Origin of the sequence: Pseudomonas sp. 67(2021), from assembly GCF_017491835.1 — a bacterium.
GTDB classification, from domain to species: Bacteria; Pseudomonadota; Gammaproteobacteria; order Pseudomonadales; family Pseudomonadaceae; genus Aquipseudomonas; species Aquipseudomonas atacamensis.
On record NZ_JAFGYL010000016.1, the window covers coordinates 116,800 to 143,184 of the forward strand.

General features: G+C 59.5%; 23 protein-coding genes and 1 pseudogene. 12 read left to right on the top strand and 12 right to left on the bottom strand.

Annotated features, from left to right (window positions below):
• The first annotated feature begins 9 nt into the window (after positions 1–9).
• Positions 10–1,206 (top strand): cell division protein FtsZ, encoded by a 1,197-nt coding sequence (ftsZ, locus tag J5M66_RS19455; protein WP_016773283.1) that lies wholly within the window; start codon positions 10–12, stop codon positions 1,204–1,206.
• 112 nt (positions 1,207–1,318) lie between these two features.
• On the top strand, positions 1,319–2,230 hold the full coding sequence (gene lpxC / locus J5M66_RS19460; RefSeq protein WP_007916984.1) for a UDP-3-O-acyl-N-acetylglucosamine deacetylase: 912 nt from the start codon (positions 1,319–1,321) through the stop codon (positions 2,228–2,230).
• Between the two features lie 179 nt (positions 2,231–2,409).
• Here the strand turns inward: lpxC and J5M66_RS19465 are convergent, their stop codons facing one another.
• The 7 genes from J5M66_RS19465 to J5M66_RS19495 form a co-directional block, all read right to left on the bottom strand.
• Entirely contained in the window at positions 2,410–3,918 is a 1,509-nt protein-coding gene (locus J5M66_RS19465) for a sensor domain-containing diguanylate cyclase (RefSeq protein ID WP_016773284.1), read from the bottom strand.
• Between the two features lie 185 nt (positions 3,919–4,103).
• Positions 4,104–5,420 carry an OprD family porin gene (locus J5M66_RS19470; RefSeq protein WP_206421591.1) on the bottom strand — a complete coding sequence of 439 codons (1,317 nt, stop codon included), beginning with the start codon at positions 5,418–5,420 and terminating at the stop codon, positions 4,104–4,106.
• A 194-nt stretch (positions 5,421–5,614) separates the two neighbouring features.
• Positions 5,615–5,836, bottom strand: coding sequence for a hypothetical protein (locus J5M66_RS19475; RefSeq protein ID WP_016773285.1), 222 nt, complete (start codon positions 5,834–5,836; stop codon positions 5,615–5,617).
• Positions 5,837–6,086: 250 nt separating this feature from the next.
• Positions 6,087–7,451 (bottom strand): heavy metal sensor histidine kinase, encoded by a 1,365-nt coding sequence (locus J5M66_RS19480; RefSeq protein ID WP_207809325.1) that lies wholly within the window; start codon positions 7,449–7,451, stop codon positions 6,087–6,089.
• Positions 7,441–8,118, bottom strand: coding sequence for a heavy metal response regulator transcription factor (locus tag J5M66_RS19485; protein ID WP_016773287.1), 678 nt, complete (start codon positions 8,116–8,118; stop codon positions 7,441–7,443). The genes J5M66_RS19480 and J5M66_RS19485 overlap by 11 nt, the downstream gene beginning before the upstream one ends.
• A gap of 7 nt (positions 8,119–8,125) precedes the next feature.
• Positions 8,126–11,239 carry a multidrug efflux RND transporter permease subunit gene (locus tag J5M66_RS19490; protein ID WP_130902229.1) on the bottom strand — a complete coding sequence of 1,038 codons (3,114 nt, stop codon included), beginning with the start codon at positions 11,237–11,239 and terminating at the stop codon, positions 8,126–8,128.
• On the bottom strand, positions 11,236–12,396 hold the full coding sequence (locus J5M66_RS19495; RefSeq protein ID WP_024014238.1) for an efflux RND transporter periplasmic adaptor subunit: 1,161 nt from the start codon (positions 12,394–12,396) through the stop codon (positions 11,236–11,238). The genes J5M66_RS19490 and J5M66_RS19495 overlap by 4 nt, the downstream gene beginning before the upstream one ends.
• A 191-nt stretch (positions 12,397–12,587) precedes the next feature.
• On the opposite strand from J5M66_RS19495, the gene J5M66_RS19500 reads away from it, so the two are divergent.
• The 3 genes and pseudogenes from J5M66_RS19500 to J5M66_RS19510 all read left to right on the top strand — a co-directional run bounded on the left by J5M66_RS19500 (position 12,588) and on the right by J5M66_RS19510 (position 13,978).
• Positions 12,588–13,217 carry a nucleotidyltransferase domain-containing protein gene (locus J5M66_RS19500; protein ID WP_123444188.1) on the top strand — a complete coding sequence of 210 codons (630 nt, stop codon included), beginning with the start codon at positions 12,588–12,590 and terminating at the stop codon, positions 13,215–13,217.
• A pseudogene (locus J5M66_RS19505) lies at positions 13,180–13,596 on the top strand (hypothetical protein); the annotation flags it as partial. The gene J5M66_RS19500 and the pseudogene J5M66_RS19505, both read left to right, overlap by 38 nt.
• Before the next feature lie 142 nt (positions 13,597–13,738).
• Positions 13,739–13,978: a hypothetical protein gene (locus J5M66_RS19510; RefSeq protein WP_016773292.1), complete on the top strand. Its 240-nt coding sequence runs from the start codon at positions 13,739–13,741 to the stop codon at positions 13,976–13,978.
• A gap of 134 nt (positions 13,979–14,112) precedes the next feature.
• On the opposite strand, the gene J5M66_RS19515 is transcribed toward J5M66_RS19510, so the two are convergent.
• The 5 genes from J5M66_RS19515 to norR form a co-directional block, all read right to left on the bottom strand.
• Complete coding sequence (locus J5M66_RS19515; protein ID WP_122693149.1) at positions 14,113–14,862, bottom strand: YkgJ family cysteine cluster protein; 750 nt, start codon at positions 14,860–14,862, stop codon at positions 14,113–14,115.
• 83 nt (positions 14,863–14,945) lie between these two features.
• A complete protein-coding gene (locus J5M66_RS19520) occupies positions 14,946–15,272 on the bottom strand; it encodes a hypothetical protein (protein WP_123444190.1) in 327 nt (108 codons plus the stop codon).
• A 153-nt stretch (positions 15,273–15,425) separates the two neighbouring features.
• Entirely contained in the window at positions 15,426–15,908 is a 483-nt protein-coding gene (locus J5M66_RS19525; protein WP_123444191.1) for a GNAT family N-acetyltransferase, read from the bottom strand.
• A 3-nt stretch (positions 15,909–15,911) separates the two neighbouring features.
• Complete coding sequence (locus J5M66_RS19530) at positions 15,912–16,814, bottom strand: chemotaxis protein (RefSeq protein WP_016773296.1); 903 nt, start codon at positions 16,812–16,814, stop codon at positions 15,912–15,914.
• Positions 16,815–17,046: 232 nt separating this feature from the next.
• A complete protein-coding gene (norR, locus tag J5M66_RS19535) occupies positions 17,047–18,606 on the bottom strand; it encodes a nitric oxide reductase transcriptional regulator NorR (protein ID WP_207809323.1) in 1,560 nt (519 codons plus the stop codon).
• A 163-nt stretch (positions 18,607–18,769) separates the two neighbouring features.
• Between norR and hmpA the strand changes: the two genes are divergently transcribed.
• The 7 genes from hmpA (at position 18,770) to cyoE (ending at position 26,347) form a co-directional block, all read left to right on the top strand.
• A complete protein-coding gene (hmpA, locus tag J5M66_RS19540) occupies positions 18,770–19,951 on the top strand; it encodes an NO-inducible flavohemoprotein (protein WP_207809321.1) in 1,182 nt (393 codons plus the stop codon).
• 223 nt (positions 19,952–20,174) lie between these two features.
• Complete coding sequence (locus J5M66_RS19545; protein ID WP_122507825.1) at positions 20,175–20,684, top strand: disulfide bond formation protein B; 510 nt, start codon at positions 20,175–20,177, stop codon at positions 20,682–20,684.
• Between the two features lie 827 nt (positions 20,685–21,511).
• Entirely contained in the window at positions 21,512–22,453 is a 942-nt protein-coding gene (gene cyoA, locus J5M66_RS19550; protein ID WP_024014231.1) for a ubiquinol oxidase subunit II, read from the top strand.
• 3 nt (positions 22,454–22,456) lie between these two features.
• Positions 22,457–24,487 carry a cytochrome o ubiquinol oxidase subunit I gene (gene cyoB, locus J5M66_RS19555; RefSeq protein WP_016773302.1) on the top strand — a complete coding sequence of 677 codons (2,031 nt, stop codon included), beginning with the start codon at positions 22,457–22,459 and terminating at the stop codon, positions 24,485–24,487.
• 3 nt (positions 24,488–24,490) lie between these two features.
• Positions 24,491–25,114: a cytochrome o ubiquinol oxidase subunit III gene (gene cyoC / locus J5M66_RS19560; RefSeq protein WP_024014230.1), complete on the top strand. Its 624-nt coding sequence runs from the start codon at positions 24,491–24,493 to the stop codon at positions 25,112–25,114.
• The gene (cyoD, locus tag J5M66_RS19565; protein WP_011335842.1) at positions 25,114–25,449 is read left to right on the top strand and encodes a cytochrome o ubiquinol oxidase subunit IV; all 336 of its coding nucleotides are present in this window, start codon (positions 25,114–25,116) and stop codon (positions 25,447–25,449) included. The genes cyoC and cyoD overlap by 1 nt, the downstream gene beginning before the upstream one ends.
• A 10-nt stretch (positions 25,450–25,459) precedes the next feature.
• Complete coding sequence (gene cyoE, locus J5M66_RS19570) at positions 25,460–26,347, top strand: heme o synthase (protein ID WP_016773305.1); 888 nt, start codon at positions 25,460–25,462, stop codon at positions 26,345–26,347.
• The last annotated feature ends 38 nt before the right edge of the window (positions 26,348–26,385 follow it).

Below are 26,385 nucleotides of genomic sequence, written 5' to 3' on the forward strand. Positions count from 1 at the left end.
AGAGGGAAAATGTTCGAACTCGTAGACAACATCCCCGCAAGCCCGGTAATCAAAGTTATCGGTGTCGGCGGTGGCGGCGGCAACGCTGTCAATCACATGGTCAAGAGCAACATCGAAGGCGTTGAGTTCATCTGCGCCAACACCGATGCTCAAGCGCTGAAAAACATCGGCGCGCGGACCATCCTGCAACTGGGCACCGGCGTGACCAAAGGCCTGGGCGCCGGCGCCAATCCTGAGGTCGGCCGTCAAGCCGCTCTGGAAGACCGCGAGCGCATCGCTGAAGTGCTGGCCGGCACCAACATGGTGTTCATCACCACCGGCATGGGCGGCGGTACCGGTACCGGTGCAGCGCCGATCATCGCTGAAGTGGCCAAGGAAATGGGCATTCTGACCGTTGCGGTCGTGACTCGTCCGTTCCCGTTCGAAGGCCGCAAGCGTATGCAGATCGCCGACGAAGGCATTCGCATGCTTTCGGAAAGCGTCGACTCGCTGATCACCATTCCGAACGAAAAACTGCTGACCATCCTCGGCAAAGACGCAAGCCTCTTGTCGGCTTTCGCCAAGGCTGACGATGTACTGGCCGGTGCCGTTCGCGGTATCTCCGACATCATCAAGCGTCCGGGCATGATCAACGTCGACTTCGCCGACGTACGCACCGTGATGAGCGAAATGGGCATGGCGATGATGGGCACTGGCTGCGCCAGCGGTCCGAACCGTGCACGTGAAGCTACCGAAGCGGCAATCCGCAACCCGCTGCTGGAAGACGTCAACCTGCAAGGCGCGCGCGGCATTCTGGTGAACATCACCGCCGGTCCTGACCTGTCCCTGGGTGAGTACTCCGACGTGGGTTCGATCATCGAAGCCTTCGCTTCCGAGCACGCGATGGTCAAGGTCGGTACCGTTATCGATCCGGACATGCGCGACGAGCTGCACGTGACTGTGGTTGCCACCGGTCTGGGCGCGAAAATCGAGAAGCCTGTAAAGGTTATCGACAACACCGTTCACACCTCGATGGCTTCGGCGCAGGTGCAGCAACCGGCTCCGGCCCGTCAGGAGCAGCCAGCGGTGAACTACCGTGATCTGGACCGTCCGACCGTCATGCGCAACCAGGCTCAGGCCGGTGCTGCGGCTGCCGCGAAGATGAATCCGCAGGATGACCTGGATTACCTGGACATTCCGGCATTCCTGCGTCGTCAGGCCGATTGATGGAATGTATCAGGGCTATGAAGGTGATTGGTGTTCAGCAAAGGCATGGTCTGCTATCATCGCCAGCCTTTGTTGATACCAGTTCGCAATTTGCGCTGAAGCGGCCCAAGCCATGATTAAACAACGCACACTGAAAAATATTATCCGTGCCACAGGTGTAGGCCTGCACTCCGGTGAGAAGGTCTATCTGACCCTCAAGCCTGCGCCTGTCGACACTGGCATTGTGTTTTGTCGCGCTGACCTCGACCCTGTGGTGCAGATTCCTGCCCGCGCGGAAAACGTCGGTGAAACCACTATGTCGACGACGCTGATCAATGGCGACGTCAAAGTGGACACGGTAGAGCACTTGCTCTCGGCCATGGCTGGCCTGGGCATCGATAACGCCTACGTCGAGCTCTCCGCGTCCGAAGTCCCGATCATGGATGGCAGCGCTGGACCCTTCGTATTCCTGATTCAATCGGCAGGCCTGGAAGAACAGGACGCCGCCAAGAAATTCATCCGCATCCTGCGTGAAGTGACAGTGGAAGACGGCGACAAGCGCGCCACTTTCGTCCCTTTCGAAGGTTTCAAGGTGAGCTTCGAGATCGATTTCGATCACCCGGTATTCCGGGACCGCACCCAGAGTGCAAGCGTGGATTTTTCCAGCACTTCGTTCGTAAAAGAAGTCAGCCGCGCCCGTACCTTTGGTTTCATGAGTGACATCGAGTACCTGCGCAAGCACAACCTCGCACTCGGCGGCAGCGTGGAAAACGCGATCGTGGTCGACGCTGATGGCGTGTTGAACGAAGACGGTCTTCGTTATGAAGACGAATTCGTCAAACACAAGATCCTCGATGCGATTGGCGACCTGTACCTGCTGGGCAACAGCCTGATTGGTGAGTTCAAAGGCTTCAAGTCCGGTCATGCACTGAACAACCAGCTGCTGCGCAAATTGATTGAGCAGACAGACGCTTGGGAAGTGGTGACGTTCGAAGACGCCAGCACCGCACCAATCTCTTACATGCGCCCGGTTGCGGCGGTGTAAGTAAAAAACCTCTCTAGTTTTTTGAAGGCCATCCTCGGATGGCCTTTTTTTATGCCTGTGGTTTCTCTAGTGCCTGATCAGGCTTCTTCGCGAGCAGGCTCGCTCCCACCTTTGAAATGCATTCCAACTGTGGGAGCGAGCCTGCTCGCGAAGGCGGCGGCGCCATCACCCTGGAAACATCAGACTGACACTACAACGCGATTGCGCCCGCCTTCCTTGGCTTGATACAGCGCCTTGTCCGCCGCAAACAGTAATTGCTCCAGTGTCATCTCGCTCGCCGATGTCCACGTAGCAATGCCGATACTCACGGTCATCGCCCGCTCAGCGCCTTCGACCCATGGCAAGTTTTCCACAGCCTGGCGAATCTGCTGGGCGATCTGCTGCGCCCCGGCGCTGTCGGTCTCGGCGAGAATCACCGAAAACTCTTCACCACCATACCGCGCGACCAGATCCGCCGGGCGTCGCACGTTCGCGGTGATTACCTTGGCCAGTTCACGCAAGACCTGATCCCCAGCCTGATGGCCATGGCGATCATTGAAGGCCTTGAAGTGGTCGGCATCGATCATCATCACCGACAGCGGCTGGCCCGAGCGCTGGGCGCGGAACCATTCGTGGCGCAGAGTCTGATCGAGCATGCGCCGGTTGGCTACTCCGGTCAGGTCATCGGTGGCAGCCAGTTGCGCCAGTTCGCGTTCGGCGCGATGGCGCAAACGCAGTTCCCGGGCGAGCAGCCACGTTAGCCACAACAGCCCCAGGCACAACACGCCGGTGGCGCCGCTGATCAGGATCGCCGTGCGCCGCCAGGTGCCGAACACTTCCTCGCTGGACAGCGCGACCATCACGGTCAACGGCAGATTGCCGACCCGCGAGTAGGTATAGAGCCGCCGCTGGTCATCCATGCTCGAAGTGCTGGTGAAACTGCCGCTGCCATCGCGATCGTTGAGAATCCGCACGACGTTGGGCCGGTTGCCGAAACTCTTGCCGACCGAATCGCTCTGCAGATACGGCTTCTGCGCAAGCAGCACGCCATCGCTGTTGATGATGTTCAACGTACTGTCGGTGCCGATGTCGAGGCTTTTGAACAGGTCGTCGAAATAGTCGAGTTTCAGCGACGCCACCGCCACGCCGAGGAATTCACCGGTCTGCGAGGAGATGCGTCGGCTGAAGCTGATGCGCCACTGATCGGCTTCTTCACAATCGCAACGGGTCTTGAACGGTCGGCTGATGAACATGCCAATGTCGCGGTTGAAGGCGTGGGCGAGAAAATAATCGCGGTCGGCGAAATTGCCCGGTTTCGCTTCGATGCGCGAGGAGTCGGCGATCACCTCGCCATGCTTGTCGAGCAGCAGGATGTCGCCCTTGAAGCGCGCGGTGGCAGAGCGATCGAACAGCGCCAGATGACGGATCTGCGGCGAGACGTTCTGCAGGTCGTCACGCTGGGCGGCGGCGATCAGCCCTTGCAGCGTCAGGTCGTACAGCTCGACGGTGCGCAGCACATCGGCATCGATCAATTGCGCGATGGTCGTGGCGCGGCGCGTGGCGACTTCCTGCGCACTGGCGTACTCGCGGATCAGCAGGAAGGTGACGATGCACACCATCGCAATCACGGTCAGCAGGCTGCCGAGGATCAGCAGGCGCTCGGGGCGACCGGTAAGGCCTGTGATGGAAGGCGTGCGGCTGGTGATCATGATGGGGAGCCGGTTGAAGTGGTTTCATAAGCTTAGTTGGGCTGACGCCGGACGAACCTGTGGGAGCGAGCCTGCTCGCGAAAGCTGATTGTCAGTCAACATCTGTGTTGAATGACACACCGCTTTCGCGAGCAGGCTCGCTCCCACAGGGTAGATCACAGGATCTGAAAAACGCAGCGCCGATCTTAGAAGACGTTGACCGGGTAGTCGATGATCACGCGGTATTCATCTGTATCCGAATCAATCGCGCCGTAGCCGTTGCCGCCACGGTTGGTCGCCCATTGCAGGCGCACCGCGAGGTCCTTGGCGTGGCCGCTTTGTACGACGTACTGTAAATCGATGTCGCGTTCCCAATGCTTGGCGTTGCGGCCATCGGCGCTGTACCAGCTGGAGTAGCCTGCGCTGTCCGGGTCGGCTTTGGTCAGATCCACCGTGCCGCGTGAATAAGACAGCGCCGAAGTCAGGCCGGGCATGCCGGCACCGGTGAAGTCGTAGGCGTACTTGAGCTTCCAGGAACGTTCGTTCGGGCCGTTGAAGTCCGAATACTGCTGCGAGTTGTCCAGGTACACGCTGTCGCCCTGGCTGATGTAGTCGAACGGCGTATTGCCGTTGACCCGCTGATAGGCGGCAGTGACGCTGTGGTTGCCGATGCCGACGGTGAGATGCGTGCTCCAGGTGTTGTTGTCGATATCGCCGAGCAGCGCATCGCCGGTGTCTTGCGTGTGATAGAAGTGCACGCCCGGGTTGAGGCTGACCAGATCGTTCAGTTGCCAGGTGTAGTCGAGGTCGTAGTAGTACTGGTTCCAGATGTCCTTGAGCTCGGACGCGTAAAGGCTGCTGGTCAGGCCCTCAACGCCGCTCCAGGCCACACCGGCCCAGTTCAGGTGCTGGCTTTCGTCGCCGTCGGCGAGGGTGCCGTATGACGTCCCGATGCGGGTATGACCACTCTGGTTATACGGTTTGGTGAAACTGGCCTGGCCACCTTCGATCAGCCAGCCGTCGAAGCTGTGGTTACTCAGGCTGATGCCACGAAAGGTCTGCGGCAGCATCCGCGTGTCGCCGCCGGCGATGACCGGGTTGGAGAGGAACAGATCACCGGCCTTCAACTCGGTATCGAAGGCGCGCATCTTCAAAGTCCCGCCTGCGGTGGAGAACGAGCCCGGCGCTTTGCCGTTGCCATCGCTGACCGGCAGGATGCTCGAACCGTCGGTCCCGCCTCCGCCATCGAGTTTCAAGCCGAGCATGGCATGGGCATCGACGCCGAAGCCGACCGTGCCTTCGGTGTAGCCAGACTGGAATACGCCGAGAAAACCCTGACCCCACTCGATATTGTCGTCCGCCTTCTGCAAGCGGTTGCGATTCATGTAGTAGTTGCGGGCGTTGAGGTTGAGGCTCGAGCCTGCGACGAAGCCCTGTTGGGCACGCTCATCGGCGTGGACAGCGGGGGCAATCGTTGCGGCAATTGCAATGAACAGCGGGGTGAGGCGGACAGGGTAAAACACGTGCGGTGGGGCTCCTTGGGTCAGCGGGCCGCTCTGTTTCTTGAGCGGCTTGATGTTTCTTGTTGTTACAGACGCAGCAGACGGCTTTCAGACCACAACGAAAAAAGGCCGCTGAATGGCAGCGGCCTGGAGTGACGACGGTTGAACGGGAAGAGCCAAACAACCGCGTCGAGGGAAACCTTTCGCGGTGAGACTCAGCTGTCTTTCTCGAGCGCTTGAGCCTGGGAAGTAGCGGCCTGCGGGGATTGCGTCGCGTCTTGAGCCTTGGCCATCACTTCGGCCTGATGCTGATCGAATGCCTGCGCGCGAGCGACGTTGTGCGCCACGAACGCTTGCGATTCTTCAGCCATCGCCATCGGCGACAGGATCAATGAGGACAAAACGAATGCGCTGGCAATACCCATACTGTTGGACATCTTGAAAACCTTCTCGCTTAGCGAGTGCTGTTTGGTGCGGGCAAAGATAAGGTTGCCGGGGTTTGGGAAACAGCGTGATTTTCATAAATGACTGTTACAGCAAAAGCAAAGATCATCCCGTCGAGTTGATCGTTCCCACGCTCCGCGTGGGAATGTCTCCACGGACGCTCCGCGTTCGGTTTGGAAGGGACGCAGAGCGTCCCGGGCTGCATTCCCACGCGGAGCGTGGGAACGATCGCTCGACAAAAAATCAGACCGGGAGGTTGATGCCGAAGGTGTTCATGCCCCGATCACTGCGCACAAACACATCCCCGCCATGCATCAGCGCAATCGCCTTGACGATGGCCAGCCCCAGGCCGTGGTTGTTGCCGCTGTTGCTACGCGAGGCATCAACCCGATAAAACCGCTCGAACAACCTCGGCAGATGCTCGCTGGCAATCGGCGACCCGGGATTGGCCACGCCAATGCTCACCTGATGTTCTTCAACCTCGATGCGCACCTCGATCACTTGACCCGGTTCGGTGTGCTGCACCGCGTTGCTGAGCAAATTGATCAGCGCCCGGCGCAGATGCGCGACCTCGATCTGCACTTGCGCATCGCCGCTGACCTGCACTTCAACCTGCGCGTCTTCAAGGATGAAATCCAGATAGTCCAGCGTCGTCGCCACCTCATCAGCCAATGACGTCGAGGTCAGTTTGGTCGCTTTGTTGCCCTGATCGGCGCTGGCCAGAAACAGCATGTCGTTGATGATCGAACGCAGCCGCTCCAGCTCTTCGAGGTTCGATTGCAGCACTTCGAAATAGTGTTCGGCGGAGCGCCCGCGAGTCAGTGCGACCTGGGTCTGGCCGATCAGGTTGGTCAGCGGCGAGCGCAGTTCATGGGCGACGTCGGCGTTGAATGATTCCAGCCGTGAATAGGCCAGTTCGACCCGTTCCAGGGTCGAGTTGAACGACTCGACAAACTGTTCCAGTTCCGGCGGCAGCGGCGACAGGCGCAAGCGTCCGGCGCGCAGCGGTGGTGCCAGACGCTGGGCTTCCTGCGACAGTTTGATCAACGGCTTCAGACCGATTCTTGCGACCCAATAGCCCAATGCCGAGGCCAGCAGCACCCCGACAATCGCCAGACTGATCAGGGCGATGAGCAAGTGATGCTGGGTCTGATGCAGCGTCTCGGTGTCGATGCCGATCATGAAACGCAACGGCGGGCGCTGATCCTTGGCGGGGAACTGACTGACCAGCACTTTCAGCGGGTAGGGCTGATCGGGCAGTTGCAGATCGTGCATGCCCAACGGGCCATTGATGGCGGCACGAATCTGCGGCGTAAGGTTGCCGTATTCGTAGCGCGGATCACCGCTGCTGATCCAGAAGCTGATGCGCTTGTCTTCCTCACCGAGCAGTTTGAGCTTGTTGTTGATCTTCACCCAATGCTCCGGCGTGCCGTAACGGCCGACGGTGGATTCGAGCACGCTGTAACGCGCGTCCAGCTCGGCTTCGGGCAACAAATCCAGACCTTTGTCGACCTGCTGATACAGCGCGCCGCCAATCAACAGAAACACCACCAGCGCCACCAGCGTGAACATGCCGCTCAGGCGCAAGGCAATCGAGTTACTGGACACCACGGCTCTCCAGCACATAACCCATGCCGCGGATCGTGTGCAGCAGCTTTTCGTTGAACGGCCCGTCGAGCTTGGCGCGCAGGCGTTTGATCGCGACTTCGACGACGTTGGCGTCACTGTCGAAATTGATGTCCCAGACCATTTCGGCGATTGCGGTCTTTGAAAGGATTTCGCCCTGGCGACGGGCGAGCACGCTGAGCAGGGAGAATTCTTTCGCGGTCAGATCCAGGCGCGTGCCGGCGCGGGTGGCCTTGCGGCTGATCAAATCGATCCACAGGTCGGCGATGGTTACTTGCACCGGCTCATGGCCGCCGCTGCGGCGGGTCAGCGCTTGCAGGCGGGCGACCAGTTCGAGAAAGGAAAACGGTTTGCCGAGGTAATCGTCGGCGCCGTCGCGCAGGCCCTTTATCCGATCTTCGACGCGCTCGCGGGCGGTGAGCATGATCACCGGGGTCTGCTTGCGCGCACGTAATGCGCGCAGTACGCCGAAGCCATCGAGCCCCGGCAGCATGACGTCGAGGACGATCACGGCGTAGTCGCATTCCAGCGCCAGATGCAGGCCTTCGACACCGTCGCGGGCAAGGTCGACGGTGTAGCCCTGTTCGGTCAGGCCACGGTGCAGATAATCCGCGGTTTTTTCTTCGTCTTCGATGATCAGAACGCGCATGACCGCCTCAGTCTGTGGTCGCCAGTGCCGTTGCGGGCGTTGGGGCTGGTGGGTGTGAGTGCCGGTGAAACAGCCGCTCGAGCCATAAGTATATGACCGGCGTGGTGAACAGCGTCAGCATCTGGCTGACCAGCAAACCGCCGACCACGGCAATCCCCAACGGCTGGCGCAGTTCGGCGCCGGTGCCGTAGCCGAGCATCAGCGGCAATGCGCCGAGCAGGGCGGCGAGGGTGGTCATGATGATTGGCCGGAACCGGGTGATGCACGCTTCGAAAATCGCCTCCTGCGGCGGCAGACCGCGCTGGCGCTGCGCCTCGAGCGCGAAGTCGATCATCAGGATGCCGTTCTTTTTGACGATGCCGATCAGCAGCACCAGACCGATCAACGCCATGATCGAAAAGTCCTGGCCGCAGATCCACAGCATGATCACCGCGCCCAGACCTGCCGCCGGCAGGGTCGAAATGATTGTCAGTGGATGCACGAAGCTTTCATAAAGCACGCCGAGAATGATGTACACCGCCACCAGCGCCGCCAGAATCAGCCACGGCTGGCTGGCCAGCGAACTCTGGAACGCCTGCGCCGCACCCTGGAAATTGCCGCTGATCGCGGTGGGCATGCCGATCTCGGCCTTGGCCTGGTTGAGCTGAATCACCGCATCGCCCAATGCCACGCCGGGGGCGAGGTTGAATGACATATTGGCGGCGGGGAACATGCCGTCGTGAGCAATCGACAGCGGGCCGATGGTTGGCGCGTCAAACCTTGCCAGCGCCGACAGCGGCACCATCTCGCCGCTCAGTGGCGAGCGCAGGTAGAAATAGTTGAGGCTTTCGGCCTTGCCGCGCTGTTTGGTGTCCAGCTCGAGAATCACGTTGTACTGGTTGACCTGGGTCTGGAATTCATTGATCTGCCGTTGGCCGAATGCATCGTACAGCGCCTCGTCGACATCGCTGGCGGTCAGGCCGAAACGCGCAGCGGCGCTGCGGTCGATGCTGATGTGGGTGATGCTGCCGCCCAGTTGCAGATCGTTGGAAATGTCGCGAAACGCCGGATTGCTGCGCAGTTTCTCGGTCAGGCGCTGGGTCCAGGTGGCGAGGGTCGCGCCGTCGTTGCTCTTGAGTACGTATTGGTACTGCGCACGGCTGGGGCCGGAGCTTAGGTTGATGTCCTGCCCGGCGCGCAAATAAAGGACGATGCCGGGCACTTTCATCAGTTGCGGGCGGATGCGGTCGATGAACTGGCTGGCGCTGACATCGCGGTCGCCACGTTTTTTCAGGGCGATCCAGAAGCGCCCGTTGGCGATGGTCTGGTTGCTGCCGGACACCCCGACCGAGTGCGAGAAGGCCTGCACCGCCGGATCGGCCGCGACGATTTCGGCCATCGCCAAGTGTTTTTTCACCATGTCGCCGTAGGAGATATCCGCAGCGGCTTCAGTGGTGCCGAGGACAAAACCGGTGTCCTGCACCGGGAAGAACCCCTTGGGAATGAAAATGTAGCCGGCGACCGCCAACGCCAGCGAGAGACCGAATACGCCGATCATCAATTTCTGATGATCGAGGGCGCGGCGCAGGCCCTTTTCGTACCAGCCGAGCAGGCGTTCGCTGAAACCGGGTTGGGCGTTGGCGTGATGTACCGGCTTACGCATAAACAGCGCGGCAAGGGTTGGCGCCAGCGTCAGCGACACCACCACGGAAATCATGATCGTCGAAGTCGCGGTCAGGGCGAATTCCTTGAAAAGGCGCCCGACCACACCGCCCATGAACAGCAGCGGAATGAACGCCGCCACCAGTGAGAAACTGATCGAAACGACGGTGAAGCCAATCTCGCCGGCCCCCTTGATCGCCGCCTCGCGCATGTCATCGCCGGCCTCGAGATGGCGATGGATGTTTTCCACCACCACGATCGCATCGTCCACGACGAAGCCGACCGCGACGACGATCGCCACCAGCGTCAGGTTGTTCAGGCTGAAGCCGAGGATGTACATCAGGGCGAAACTGGCAATCAGCGAGACGCCGAGCACCGCCGAGACAATCAGCGTCGCCGACAACTGGCGCAGGAACAGCGCCATCACCGCGACGACCAGCAGAATCGCGATGAGCAAGGTGATTTCGACTTCATGCAGTGAGGCGCGGATGGTCTGCGTGCGGTCGATCAGGGTTTTCACCTGCACCGAGGCCGGCAGCATCGCTTCGAGGCCGGGCAGGGCGGCTTGAATGCGGTCGACGGTTTCAACGATGTTGGCGCCGGGCTGGCGGAAAATCACCAGATTCACACCGGGGCGATCTCCGGCCCAGGCCTGCACGTAGGCATCTTCCGCACCGTTGACGACTTTGGCGACATCGCGCAGGTGAACCGGGGCGCCATCCTTGTAAGAAACGATGAGCTCGCTGTAGTCCTCGGGGTGGAACAACTGGTCGTTGGTCGACAGCGTCGAGATGCTCGATTCGCCGTACAGCGCACCTTTGGCCAGATTAAGACTGGTTTGCTGGATCGCCAGCCGAATGTCGGCCAGCGTCAGGCCGATGGCCGCGAGTTTGTCCGCCGAGGCTTGTACGCGAATCGCCGGGCGTTGCTGGCCGGTGATGTTGATCTGGCCGACGCCGTCGACCTGACTGATCTGACGCGAGAGCAGGGTTTCCACCAGGTCGCTGAGTTCAGTGCCGGGCATCTGTGTCGAGCTGACACTGAGGATCAGCACCGGGCTGTCGGCCGGGTTGACCTTCTTCCATGTTGGCAGCGTCGGCATGTCTTTGGGCAACTTGCCGGCGGCGGTGTTGATCGCCGCCTGTACTTCCTGGGCGGCGGTGTCGATGCTTTTCTCGAGGGTGAACTGCAAGGTCAGCAGAGTTGAGCCCAGCGCACTGCTGGAGGTCATCTGGGTCATGCCGGGGATGGCGCTGAATTGCACCTCCAGCGGCGTGGCCACTGAGGAAGCCATGGTGTCGGGGCTGGCGCCGGGCAACTGTGCCGAGACCTGGATCGTAGGAAATTCCGCTTCCGGCAGTGGCGCAATCGGCAAACGCGGGAAGGCAATTACGCCGACCAGTACCAGAGCGAAGGTCAGCAAAATCGTCGCCACCGGGTGATCGATGCACCAGGTCGAGATGCCCTTGTGCGAGTTCATGGCTTGGGCTCCGCCTGCACCACTTGCGCTGGCTCGCTCATGACTTGCACGCTCGAGCCCGGTTTGAGTCGCGACTGGCCGTCGGTCACCAGCACGTCACCAGCGTTGACACCTTTGATGATGTCCTGGCCGCTGCCCTGATAAACCATTTGCACCGGCACCGCCTCGACCTTGTCGTCCTTCACGCGGTAAACAAAGTGTTGTTCGAGGCCACGCTGTACGACGGTGGGCGGAACCACCAGCGCATCTTTATCCACAGCCGTCTGAATTTTTACCGTCACCAGCAAACCCGGCCAGAGCTTCTGGCTGGCATTGGCGAATTCGGCCTTGGCGCGGATGGTGCCGGTGTTGGCGTTGATCTGATTGTCGATCAGGGTCAGCTGACCTTCGCCGAGCAGATTGCCGGTTTCGCCATCAGTATCGGCTCCGATGTACGCCTTGACCGGGGCGCGTTGCGGATCGCTGATCAGACTCTGCAGGGTCGGCAGCATCTGCTGCGGCAGGGAGAACTCGACGGCGATCGGGTCGATCTGCGTGACGGTGAACAGGCCTTGGGTGTCGGTCATGCGCAGGAAGTTGCCTTCATCGACCGTACGAATACCGACGCGCCCAGTAACCGGAGAGCGAATCTGCGTGTAGGACAGTTGCACCTGCGCCGCATCGATCGAGGCCTGATTGCCTTGTGCCGTGGCCTTGAGCTGATTGACCAAGGCCTGTTGCTGGTCGAAGGTCTGTTTCGATACGCCGTCGTCGACGCTGAGCAGTTTGTAGCGCTTGAGATTGACCAGCGCGACCTGCAACTGCGCCTGACTCTCGCCCAACTGCGCCCGGGCCTGGTCGAGGCTGGCGCGGATCGAGCGGTCATCGATGGTGGCGAGCAGGTCGCCTGCTTTGACCAGCTGACCTTCCTTGACCAGAATTTTCGTCAGGATTCCGTCGATCTGCGGACGCACCACCACGCTGTGCAGCGACAGCACCGAGCCGATGCCGCTGGTATAGCGCGGCACGTCTTTGGCGCTGACCGTCACCACCCGCACCGGAATGGCAGTCGGTGTAGCCAGTTTGGCCGGCGCCGGTTTCAGCGCGAACCACAGGCCGGCGGCTGCCAGCAGAATCAGGAGAGTGGCCAGCAGGATTTTGTTTTTCTGGATGGACATGCGCGGCGCCGAAGTCTGGAGTTTGGGCAGATTGACCAGTTATAAACCGGTCAGGCGGTCGGCAGGGTGACGGCTGGCTGTCAGGATTGTCAGTTTCCGACGTTAATTGCTCTGGCTGCGATTACCGTTGAGTTGATAAGTCCCTAAAAGGGACCTATCGTTCCTGTTTTGGGACTCTTCGGTTTGCGCCAGTGGAAAACCTTTCTTTAAGCGAAGCCCTGTTCACCGCCACCCAGCAAAAAGTGTTGGGATTGTTGTTCGGCAAGCCTGACCAGACGTTCTACGCCAACGAAATTGTGCGCTGGGCACGGGTTGGCAAAGGCGGCCTGATGCGTGAACTCGATCGATTGCAACGAGCCGGGATTCTCAGCATGACTCGAGTGGGTAACCAGACCCATTACCAGGCCAACCCCGCATGTCCTATCTACGCGGAGCTTCTGGGCATCACGCGCAAGACATTCGGTTTTGCCGAGCCTCTTCGTCAGGCATTAGAACCGTTTGCCGAACAGATCACGTGGGCGTTCGTGTATGGCTCCATCGCCAAAAACTCGGCGAACACACTCAGTGACATAGATCTCATGCTGATTGGCGAAAGCCTGCACTACAGTGAGTTGATGGAGCGACTCATGCCGTTGGAGGAGCAATTGGGGCGTCCCATCAACCCGACGCTATACACCCCGCAAGACTGGGCCAGGAAGCTGGCGGCACAGAACAGTTTTGTCATGCGAGTGATGCAGCAGGAAAAAATCGATCTGTCAGGGGCAAACCCTTTGGAGTCCAAGGATGGGCAGCAACGAGAGTCTGGAGAATCTTCTACGTAGCGGTGTACTGAAAGCGGAGCCACCTGACCGCAAGGAGTGTGAAGGTCTGATGCGCTCGGCTTTGGACAGGCTCAAGGATGCGCACACTTGCACACTGTCGTTTTCCAGCCGGTTCGATTTGGCCTACAACGCCGCTCACGCGCTGGCGCTGACAGCTCTTCGCCTGAGTGGCTATCGATCGGACAAGCGCTATCTGGTATTCCAGTGCCTGATCCATACCACGCAAAGCAGCAAGGTTCAGGTGCGATTGTTTGCGCTGTGCCATGAGCGGCGCAATCTCGCCGAATACGAAGGCTATATGGATGAAGATGACGCGCTTCTTGAGCAATTGCTGGAGAGCACGTCGCAATTGTTGGGTGACGTTCAACAACGCATGAACGGAAATATCATCACGCAGTGTCAGTGCCAGGCAGCCATTCAGCGCACGGTGCAAATCTTCAGATGCCGAGCCAGAGCGCACAGGTATACTGCGCGCCTTTGCGGCTCACTGATCGGGCCGACTTTTTGTTCCCGGAGCTTTTATGACTTCCCCGACCCAACCGCCGGTTGACGACGCTGTGAGCGACGTCCCGGCTGAAGTGGCTGACGCCAGCGAAACCAAGGCCGAGATCCCGGCGTTCAAGTTCCCGTTCAAGCCGGGCGAGCTGGCTTCGGCGAAAGGCTCGAATCAGCCTTGGTACAAGAATGGCGCGAAGAATGGCCACACCAAAACCCCGGGCATGGCGCCGCCGGGGACGCGTCGGTCGATGGGAAAGCGCTGACATCGGAAAGTAATGGAGCTTGTGCTGGCCTCTTCGCGAGCAGGCTCGCTCCCACATTGGATCTGTGTAGAACCCAAACCTGTGGGAGCGAGCCTGCTCGCGAAAGCGACATCCGCTACAGCACAAATATCAGATCAAGCCGCGCGCAATGAAATAAACGCATAAGTCTGCGCCGGTTCCGTCACCACTTGCCCGCCCGCAGCCAGCACTTGCCCGGCGACATCATCGCCGGACAAATGAAACAGCCATTCACTGGTTCGCGCCGCCAGTGGTTGCGCGCTCACCTGGTCGATCACCGCTGCAAACGCATCCATGTTCGGCAAGTACGCGGTGAACCCGTCGCCCTTGAGCGCCGTGGTGCGAATCCCCAACGTTGCGCATATCGCATCCTTGAGTTTGATGTCATCCCGATCCGCCTGACGCGAACGCTGGATCAGCTCAACCAGTTCCCGATCAACCAACTCACCGCCCACGATCAGCTCCGGCCCCTGCTCCCAGGACTCTGGCGGGCAATCCTTGGCAGCTGGATTGAGCGGAATGTGCGGATTGATTTCCGCCGGGTAAATCCGGCACACCAGCGGGCGCCGCTCGTAGATCCGGCAGCGCTTGTCGTCGTCAAGATTCCGGCAGGGGCCGACGTTGTAGGCGGCAAAGGTGATCGCCACATGAGCATCAGTAGTGCCACTGCGGACCACCGCCGAACGGCGCTCGGCATGTTCGCGCTGCTGCGCCGGCAGGCCCAGGCCATTGCCGAGAAATGCCTCGACCAGCACGATCACCTGACCGCCATCGGCCGCCCACATGCGGGCTTCGGCGAGCGTCAGCGGGACATGGTGGTCGGTGCAGCATTTGCCGCAGCCTACGCAGGAAAACGTCGTATTCATTGAGCGATCTTTCTTCAATCAGGGTGTGAAACGACGGCGGAAAACCATCGCACAGAACCGGATCGAAGCAAGGACTGCGCCACTCAGTGGGTGTTCGTGGCCGGGCGAATCGAATCCCACTCGGTGACGAACGCGGTTTTCGACTGTTTGTTGTACAGGCACAGCTCGCTGCCTTGCTGGCCTTTCATGTGTTTTTGCGGGTATTGGCCTTGCAGCAGAACGGCGGTGTAACCGACGCGGTCGTCGAATTGCGCGGGCGTGCCGACAGGTTTGACGTTTTTCAGACCGCTGGCCTTGGTGCAACTGGCGAGCACGGTCTTGTCGTAAGCGGCCCAGGCGTCGGGGCTGGAGGCGTGGGCCTGGGAGGCCAGGGCGGTGAGGCTGAGCAGGGCCAGGGTGAAGGCTTTCATGGTTGGGCATCCTTGGTTATGGCCAAGGTTTGAGTCTGCCTGAAGAGTTTTGTTGCCTGGGGCACCGCTAAAAGATCGCAGCCTTCGGCAGCTCCTACATGGATATGCGGTTTCCTGTAGGAGCTGCCGGAGGCTGCGATCTTTTGACTTTGATCAGTCCGGCACCAATTCCCGGCGGACCACATACATCCCGACACTTTCATACAACCGCCGCGCCCGCAGGTTGTCCTCCAGAACCCGCAAATCGACAAACCCCTCGCGCCGCTGTTGAAAGACGCTGAAGGCATGCAGCAACAACGCGCGTCCAAGCCCCCGGCCCTGCATTCGCGGGTGCACCACCAGATTCTTGATATACGCACTGGTCCAGCACTGCGCCACGCCCACCACGCCCTCGGCATCGCAGGCCACGAAACACAATGCTGGATCGTATTCAGGGTCGCTGGCAAAGCGCTGACGCCAGTCGTGCAGTGACGGCACTCGACCGCCACCTTCCAGATGTCCAAGCTGCATCAACTGATGCAACGCCGGCGCCAGCTCCTCGCGGTAGACGGACAGCTCAATCCCGTCCGGCCACTGCGCATCCGGCACCGCTTCACTCAAGTCGCGCCGCAGCAGAAAGCAAAACGTCTCGGCCAAGACTCAGTGCCCGTTGGCCGCGACGTGCTTGGCCGCTTCGATCAGACGTTGGGTCAGCTCCGGCGAGGAGAACTTGGTCAGCACCGCATTGGCACCGGCCAGTCGCGCCTTTTCACTGTTCATCGCGCTGTCGAGGGAGGTGTGCAGCAAGACGTACAAGTGGGCAAAGTCCGGGGTTTCACGCAGGGTGCGGGTAAAGGCATAGCCGTCCATTTCCGACATTTCGATGTCGGAGACGATCAGATTGATCTGCTGCGCGGTGCCTTGCAGGTCGAGCAGGCAGTCGATGGCTTCCTTGGCACTGCGCGCGGTGTGGCATTGCAGGCCGAGGTTGCGCAGGGTGTGCACCGATTGCTGCAGCGCCACCTGGCTGTCATCGACCACCAGAATGCGCGCGTTGCCGAGCACTTCGGCGTCTTCCATGGTCAGGTCGGTCGGCGCCATTTCGATCTGCGCCGGGGCGATGCTGTGGATGACTTTTTCGATATCCAGCACCTGCACCAGCGTGCCGTCCACTGAGGTCACGCCGGTGATGTAGGCACGCGAGCCGCCAGAGCCGAACGGTGGCGGCTTGATGTCGGTGGTCAGGCAATGGACGATCTTGCTCACCGCCTGCACATGCAGACCCTGCTTGGAACGGCTGACATCGGTGACGATCAGGCAGCCACCGTTGGGATCTTCCAGAGGCCGCTCGCCGATCGCGCGGCTGAGATCGATCACCGACAGCGATGCACCGCGCAGCGAGGCGATGCCTTTGACGTGCGGGTGCGACTCCGGCAGCTTGGTCAGCGGCGGGCAGGGGATGATTTCACTGACTTTCAGCAGGTTGATCGCCATCAGCTTGCCGCTGCGCAAGGTAAACAGCAGAAGCGAAAGTGAATCTGCGCGGGCTTTGGTGGAGGACATAAGAACCTTCTGTGGATGGGCGAGAGTGAAAATCGCCAGAAACCTTTGATGCCGTGTTATCGGCGTCAGAAGGTGGGGCTTTAGCTCAGTTGTCGTCTGGACAAAAAACATCTGTGGCGAGGGGGTTTATCCCCGTTGGGTCGCGTAGCGGGCACAAAAGACGGGACTGCTGCGCCGTCCAACGGGGATAAATCCCCTCGCCACAGGTCATCAAGCAAGCTACATGGCGTGGTTATTTCATGCCCAAGCGCTTGGCCATCCGCCCCAGATTCGCCCGATCCACCCCCAACTCCCGCGCCGCACTCGCCCAGTTATCCTGATGACGCTCCAGCGCTGCACTGATCAGGCGCCGCTGAAACTCATCGGTGGCACTGCGCAAATCACCACCGATCATCGGCATCACGTTGACCAAGTCAGCATTGGCAGGCGCAACCACGTTATCCACAACCTCTCGGGGCAAATCCAGATCCGCCGCGCTCAGACTCAGAATCTTCGGCCGCACTTTGCAGTTACCCAGCGCCTTCAGCGCACTGCGTCCGATCAAATGCTCCAGCTCCCGGACATTGCCCGGCCAGGTATAGGCGAGCAGCGCTTCCTGAGCATCACTGTTCAAACGCAGGCTGTTGAGGCCCATGCGCGAGCGGTTCTGCTCGAGAAAGAAGCCACTGAGCAGCAACACGTCGCGCCCGCGATCGCGCAGCGCCGGCACCCGCAGCGGGTACACGCTCAAGCGGTGATAAAAGTCGGCACGGTAGTGACCGCTGCGCACTTCTTCGGCCAGATCACGATTGGTCGCGGCAATCAGACGCACGTCGACCTGGTGCTCCTTGTCCGAACCCAGGCGCTGCAACTGGCCGCTCTGCAATACGCGCAGCAACTTGGCCTGGACCGTCAGCGACAGCTCGCCGACTTCATCAAGAAACAGCGTGCCGCCATTGGCCAGTTCGAACTTGCCACGCCGGTCGCTGGTGGCGCCGGTGAAGGCGCCACGCACGTGGCCGAACAGTTCGCTTTCCACCAGCGTGTCGGGGAGGGCGGCGCAGTTGAGACTGATGATCGGTTTGTCGGCGCGCGCGGAGGCGGCGTGGATCGCTTGGGCTACCAGCTCTTTGCCGACCCCGGTTTCGCCGGTGATCAGAACAGTCAGATCACTGCCGCCGACCAGATTGATTTCTTCCACCAAACGTTTATGCGCCTTGCTCTGGCCGATCATTTCGCGGTGCTGCTGACCGCTGGCCTGACGGTAGACCTCGGCGCGCTGATGCTCGTCTTCGGCGCGGGTGGCCAGACGTTCGATGCGTTCGGCGGCGTTGACCGTGGCCGAGGCGAGGCTGGCGAAGGCTTGCAGGGCGTCGAGTTCGATCGGCTCGAAACGCTCCGGGTCCAGCGCGTCGAGGGTGATCAGGCCCCAGAGTTTTTCATCGACGAATAAAGGACAGCCGAGGCAGTCGTGAACTTCAAGATGATCGTCGAGGCCATCGACCAATCCGTCATAAGGATCGGGCAGGTCGCTGTCGGCAGCGAAGCGCGTCGGCCCGGCGCCGGCCAGCAGGATTTCAAAACGCGGATGCTCGCTGACCTTGAAGCGCCGGCCGAGGGTGTCGGTACTCAAGCCATCCACCGCCAGCGGCACCAATGATTCGCCATCCAGACGCAACAACGCGGCGGCATCGCAGGGCAACAAGGCGCGCATGGCCTCGAGCAAACGCCGGTAGCGCTCACCTTCGGGCAGTTCGCGGGAGAGGTCGGCGACCAGAGGCAGCAGGGCGGTAAGCAGGGATTTAGCGGTCATGGTTATGTAGTCAAAGAGACAAGGTGTAGTCGCGATGACTATACGTTCATTTGTGTCGAAATGACTATGAAGTTTTCAAGCTGTTGAATTCAAAGGATTAATTAGTTGGCACGAAAGCTGATATCCCTAATGCAATCTTTCAAGAAAGCGCAGGAGTCACCTTATGCTTAGCGTCCAGGATCGTGCCATCATCAAATCCACCGTGCCTCTGCTGGAAAGCGGCGGCGAGGCGTTGATCACACATTTCTACCGCATGATGCTCTCCGAATACCCGCAAGTGCGCCCGCTGTTCAACCAGGCGCATCAAGCCAGTGGCGATCAGCCGCGTGCGTTGGCCAACGGCGTGCTGATGTACGCCCGGCACATCGATCAGCTCGACCAGTTGGGCGATCTGGTGGCGAAGATCATCAACAAACACGTCGCCCTGCAGATTCTGCCGGAGCATTACCCGATCGTCGGCAGCTGCCTGCTGCGCGCCATTTCCGAAGTGCTCGGCGAAGAGATCGCCACGCCTGAGGTGATGAGTGCCTGGGGCGCTGCGTACGGGCAACTGGCCGACATCCTGATCGGCGCCGAAGCCGCGATCTACGACCAGAAGGAACAAGCCGTCGGCGGCTGGCGCGGTGCGCGGGAATTCATCGTTGCGGCGAAGGTGCAAGAGAGCGCCGAAATCACCTCGTTCTACTTCGAACCGGCAGACAAAGGGCCGATTCTTGCGGCCGAACCGGGTCAGTACATCGGCATGAAGCTGATGCTAGACGGCGAAGAAATCCGTCGCAACTATTCGCTCTCGGCACTGGCCAATAACGGTCAGTACCGCATCAGCGTCAAGCGGGAACCGAATGGTCGCGCGTCCAACTATCTGCATGATCAACTGCACGTCGGCTCGAGCATTCAACTGTTCCCGCCGTCGGGCGAATTCACCCTGGCGGCCAGCGACAAACCACTGGTGCTGATCAGTGGCGGCGTCGGCATCACCCCGACGCTGGCGATGCTGGAAGCAGCGCTGGCCACCGAACGTCCGGTGCACTTTATCCACTGCGCGCGTAACGGCAGCGTCCACGCATTCCGTGACTGGGTCGATGGGCTGGCGGCGCGTCATCCGCAACTCAAGCGCTTCTATTGCTACGCCGAAGAAGATGGGGTCAGCCCGGCGGCGGACAAGGTTGGCCTGCTCAGCGAAGAACTGCTCGGCCAGTGGCTGCCGGCGCAGCGTGATGTCGATGCTTACTTCTTGGGACCGAAGGGGTTCATGGGCGCGATCAAACGGCATCTGAAAGCGTTGGGCGTGCCGGAGAAACAGAGCCGTTACGAGTTCTTCGGCCCGGCTGCTGCTCTGGAGTGATCCGAGACCGCCTTGTCTCGTTCGCGAGCAGGCTCGCTCCCACCGGATTTGCGTTCGACGCACATCCATTGTGGGAGCGAGCCTGCTCGCGAATCTTCTGCGCGCCGCAAAAGCCATGTTGGTTAATCATTCCTTAACCGCTCTATCGTTTATTGCCCCGGTGTAGACTTGCGACAATTTCAGCCGCCGGCCGGCTGGACCATGGACTTACAAAGGAAAGGCAATGAGCGAGGAAACGATGCGGTTGGGGCGTGAGCGGCGCTATCTGGTGTTGCTGGGGATCATCTGCCTGGCGTTGATCGGCGGCGCACTTTACATGCAGGTCGTGCTCGGCGAAGCACCTTGCCCACTGTGCATTCTGCAGCGCTATGCATTGTTGCTGATTGCACTGTTCGCCTTTATCGGTGCGGGCATGCGCAGCCGTCGCAGCATCACCGTGTTCGAGACGCTGGTGGTGATCTGTGCGATCGCCGGGGCCGGTGTGGCCGGGCATCACGTCTATACGCAGTTCTATCCGGCGGTGAGCTGTGGCGTCGATGTGCTGCAGCCGATTGTCGATGATCTGCCGCTGGCGAAGATCTTCCCGCTGGGCTTCCAGGTCGACGGTTTCTGCTCGACGCCGTATCCGCCGATCCTCGGTCTGTCGCTGGCGCAATGGGCGCTGGTGGCCTTCGTGCTGGTGGTCATTCTGGTGCCTCTGCTGACTTCGCGTAATCGAAAAGCGCTGCACTGAGTCAACTTCTCGGCAGAGCTGCCGATAAACAAAACGCCCCGATTTTCGCTGCTGAAAATCGGGGCGTTTTGCATTTCAGAGCGTTTGTGAAAACACCGTGACGAACGGCAATGAAGCGTGCGGCAAATGTGCGACATGTTGTCACACAGGGGCTGTCGCAGGGACTCGGGATGCGGCGGATTGGCCGCCTGTTACATAAAAACATTGGCCAGTTTTAGTGTTTTCGGGCTTGAGCACGGACGTACCAGAGCAGGCAGTTTTAACAGGCGCCGGCAGATGGGCGAAGCCCTTGGAACATCAGGCTTTGCGCCGCTCCAGCGTTTGTAGATCGGGTGCAGAGCTGTCTGATTTGAGGCGGTTACGCTGGCAGATTTTGCCGCTTTTATTGAGAAACGCTTTCGATAACTTGCGCAACTTTTGCAAAAATGGCGATGGATTGTTGCTCTGAGTGATAAAAATTATTTCGGGATAAGACATGGTGTATAGGGCGCTACCTATCTACAATCGCCCGCACTGAATTCCCGACGCTGTTCAGCCTTTATCAAGGAACTGATCAGGAGGTCGGGTGTCGAGCGAGCCGCGAGGTTTTCGAGACACCCTGGTGTCGGTGCCTTTCCAATTTTCCGCACCAAATGGAATTGGTCTGTAACAAGGCCTTTGACCACGAATTCGAATAAGAACTGAACGCTGTCCCAAGGTTTTGTCGAGCGTGAGACGCGCGACGGGCGGCCCTTATTCAATCCAAAGAAAATGCCAACCCTTGGCAGGGTGAAGTGTTGGCGATCAAAACCCAACTGCATTGCGCAAGCTGCTTTAGAGGTCGTGAGATGAGTAAAAACAGGTACCCCAGATTACTAGGCCTAGTGCCGCTGCTCGGCACGTTGTTGCTGGGAGGCTGCAACATGACCTTGCTCAATCCAACGGGCCAGGTCGGCCTGGAACAGCGCAACCTGATCATCACCGCCACGCTGCTGATGCTGTTGGTCGTCGTGCCGGTCATCGTCATGACCTTCCTGTTTGCCTGGAAGTACCGCGCTTCGAACAAGAACGCGGTCTACACGCCGAAGTGGTCGCACTCGACCAAGATCGAAGTGGCCGTATGGACCATCCCGGTGCTGATCATCATCGCCCTGGGCTACATCACTTACATCTCGACTCACGAGCTGGACCCGTATCGTCCGATCGAGTCTGACGTCAAGCCGGTGACCATCGAAGTCGTCGCGCTGGACTGGAAGTGGCTGTTCATCTACCCGGAACAAGGCATTGCCACGGTCAACAAGATCGTGTTCCCGGCGCACACGCCAATCAACTTCAAGATCACCTCCGACGCCGTGATGAACTCGTTCTTCATCCCGGGCCTGGGCGGCCAGATCTACGCGATGGCGGGCATGCAGACCAAGCTGCACCTGATCGCTGACCGCAACGCTGAAATGGACGGTATCTCCGCCAACTACAGCGGTGCCGGTTTCACCGGTATGAAATTCAAGGCTATCTCCACCACTCAGGAAGATTTCGACGCCTGGGTAAGTGAAGTCAAGAAGTCGCCTAAACAGCTTGATCAGGCTGAATACGCGGCCCTGGCCAAACCGAGCCAGAACAACCCAGTCGAACTCTACTCGTCGGTCACGCCGAACCAGTTCCAGATCATCGTCGACAAGTACGAAGGTATGAAGCCGGGCAAGCCGCTGAAGCACGAGAAGAAAGAGAAAGAAGTGGCGGCCACGGATATTGACGCGGGTTCGCATTCAGCTGCCGGGGCAGAGGAGTAAACGATGTTTGGTAAATTAAGTTGGGAAGCAGTCCCATTCCACGAGCCGATCGTGATGGTGACCATCGCCATGATCGCCCTCGGTGGTCTGGCGCTGTTCGCTGCGATCACTTACTTCAAGAAGTGGACGTACCTGTGGACCGAGTGGCTGACTTCGGTCGACCACAAGAAAATCGGCGTGATGTACATCATCGTCGCCATGGTCATGCTGCTGCGCGGCTTTGCCGATGCGATCATGATGCGTACCCAGCTGGCCATGGCCACCGAGGGTTCGCCTGGCTACCTGCCACCTGAACACTATGACCAGATCTTCACCGCTCACGGTGTGATCATGATCATCTTCATGGCGATGCCATTCTTCACCGGCCTGATGAACCTTGCAGTGCCGCTGCAGATCGGCGCGCGTGACGTTGCGTTCCCGTTCCTGAACTCCCTGAGCTTCTGGCTGCTGGTGTCCGGCGTTGTGCTGATCAACCTGTCGCTGGGTATCGGTGAATTCGCCAAGACCGGTTGGGTTGCGTATCCGCCGCTGTCGGGTCTGCAATACAGCCCTGGCGTGGGTATGGATTACTACATCTGGGCGCTACAGCTATCCGGATTGGGTACGACGTTAACCGGGGTCAACTTCCTCGCGACCGTACTGAAAATGCGTACCCCTGGCATGAAACTGATGGACATGCCGATCTTCACCTGGACCTGCACCTGGGCAAACGTTCTGATCGTGGCTTCGTTCCCGATCCTGACCGCTACCCTGGCACTGCTGACCCTTGACCGTTACATGGATTTCCACATTTTCACCAATGAACTTGGTGGCAATCCGATGATGTACGTCAACCTGTTCTGGGCGTGGGGCCACCCTGAGGTTTACATCCTGATCCTGCCGGCCTTCGGCATCTTCTCGGAAGTGATCTCGGCCTTCACCGGCAAGAAACTGTTCGGCCACCACTCGATGATCTACGCCTCGGGCGCGATCTCGGTACTGGGCTTCATGGTCTGGCTGCACCACTTCTTCACCATGGGTTCGGGTGCAAGCGTCAACGCCTTCTTCGGTCTGGCGACGATGCTGATTTCCATCCCGACGGGTGTGAAGCTGTTCAACTGGCTGTTCACCATCTACCAGGGCCGTCTGCGCTTCACCAGCCAGGTAATGTGGACTCTGGGCTTCATGGTGACCTTCGCCATCGGCGGCATGACCGGCGTACTGCTGGCCATCCCGGGTGCTGACTTCGTGCTGCACAACAGCCTGTTCGTGATCGCGCACTTCCACAACGTGATCATCGGCGGTGCGGTATTCGGTTACATCGCTGGCTTCGCGTTCTACTTCCCGAAAGCGTTCGGCTTCAAGCTGCACGAAGGCTGGGGTAAAGCAGCGTTCTGGTTCTGGATCTCGGGCTTCTTCGTCGCGTTCATGCCGCTCTATGCACTGGGCTTCATGGGCATGACCCGTCGTCTGAACGCCACCACCAACCCTGAGTGGGTACCGTACCTGTACGTTGCCATGTTCGGTGCGGTGATGATTGCTGTAGGTATCGCCTGCCAACTGATCCAGCTGTACGTCAGTGTGCGTGACCGCAACAAGCCAGAGAACGTTTGCGATCACGGTGACCCGTGGAATGCACACACCCTGGAATGGTCGACCTCGTCGCCACCACCGTTCTACAACTTCGCTGTGCTGCCTAAGGCTGACTGCATCGACCCGTTCACCGAAGCCAAGGAAAATGGTACTGCGTACCAGCGTCCGGCCAAGTACGAGCCGATCCACATGCCGAACAACACCGCCACTGGCGTGGTGATGGGCGCGCTGTTGACCGTCTTCGGTTTCGCGATGATCTGGCACATCTGGTGGCTGGCGATCGCGAGCCTGGTGGGCACCGTCGTTTACTTCGTGATCCACGCTGCACGTGACGACCAGGGCTATATGGTTCCGGTTGAAACGATCGAGCGTATCGAAGCCGAGCAGCACAAGCGTCTGGTCGCGGCAGGGAAAATCCCGGCCAATGCCACCCGTGTTGAAACCTCGTTGGAACAGGCTTAAACCATGTCGAACTTAGTGACCAATGTTGGACACGCCCATGGTGACCATGGGCACGATGACCATCACCACGACTCGGGCGAGATGACCGTATACGGTTTCTGGCTCTACCTGATGACCGACTGCATTCTGTTTGCGTCGATCTTCGCGGTGTACGCAGTACTGGTAAACAACGTAGCCGGTGGCCCGTCGGGCCACGAGATCTTCGAACTGCCTTACGTGCTGGGCGAAACCGCTCTGCTGTTGTTCAGTTCGATCACCTACGGCTTCGCCATGCTGGCGTTGTACAAGGGCAAGAAGCAGGCGGTTCTGGGCTGGTTGTTCATGACCTTCCTGCTCGGCGCGGGCTTTATCGCCATGGAGATCAACGAGTTCCACCTGCTGATCTCCGAGGGCTTCGGTCCTAGCCGTTCGGGCTTCCTGTCGGCGTTCTTCACCCTGGTCGGTACCCACGGTCTGCACGTTTCGGCCGGTCTGATCTGGATGGGCATCATGATGTATCAGGTCAACAAGCATGGCCTGACGTCGACCAACAAGACCCGTCTGAGCTGCCTGAGCCTGTTCTGGCACTTCCTGGACGTGGTCTGGATTTGCGTCTTCACCGTTGTTTACCTGATGGGGACTCTGTAATGGCTAACGCACACTCCCATGACAGCCACGATGCTGGCCACGGCAGCGTCAAGTCGTACGCCATCGGCTTCATCCTGTCGGTAATCCTGACCGTCATTCCGTTCGGTCTGGTGATGTACCCGACCCTGCCGAAGTCGACGACGCTGGCAATCGTTCTGCTGTTCGCAGTGATCCAGGTGATCGTTCACCTGTATTACTTCCTGCACCTGGACCGTTCCATTGCACAGCGTAACAACGTGATCGCATTCGTCTTTACGGCGATCGTGATCGTGCTGCTGGTTGGCCTGTCGCTGTGGATCATGTTCAGCATCCACACGTACATGATGGCGAAGTGAGGTAGACCCGATGTCGCTCAAGCACTTTATCCAAATCACCAAACCGGGGATCATTTTCGGTAACGTGCTTTCTGTGGCAGGCGGGTTCTTCCTGGCCTCGAAAGGGCATGTCGATCTGGCGGTGTTTCTGGCCGCCATGATCGGTACTTCCCTGGTCGTGGCCTCCGGTTGCGTGTTCAACAACTGCATCGACCGCGACATCGACCTGAAGATGGAACGCACCAAGAACCGTGTGCTGGTCCAGGGCCTCATCTCCCTGAAACTGGCCCTGGTTTACGCGACCATTCTGGGTGTTCTCGGCGTTGCCTTGTTGTACAAGGTGGCCAACCCGTTGGCTGCCTTGTTCGCAGTAATCGGCTTCATCATCTACGTCGGCTTCTACAGCCTGTACCTCAAGCGCAAGTCGGTTCACGGCACGCTGGTGGGCAGTCTGTCGGGGGCCATGCCGCCAGTGATCGGTTACGTTGCCGTGACCAACAGCTTCGACATGGCCGCACTGACCCTGCTGGTGATGTTCAGCCTGTGGCAGATGCCGCATTCATACGCCATCGCGATTTTCCGTTTCAACGATTACCTGGCCGCATCGATTCCGGTGCTGCCAGTGAAACGCGGCATTCAAGTGGCGAAGAAGCACATCCTGCTCTACATCCTGGCGTTCCTCGTGGCGACCTTGATGCTGACCTTCAGCGGCTACGCCGGCATGAGCTACCTCGCCGTCGCCGCCGCCATGGGCATGTACTGGCTGTACATGGCCTGGACCGGCTACAAGGCAGTCGATGACACGGTCTGGGCACGCAAGCTGTTCGTGTTCTCGATCTTCACCATCACTGCGTTGAGCGTCATGATGTCCCTGGACTTCAAGGTGCCGACAGAGCTGTTGCTGACGTACGCGCCGTAAGGTTTGCAAGCTTCAGAAAAAACCCCGCACGTTGAGAG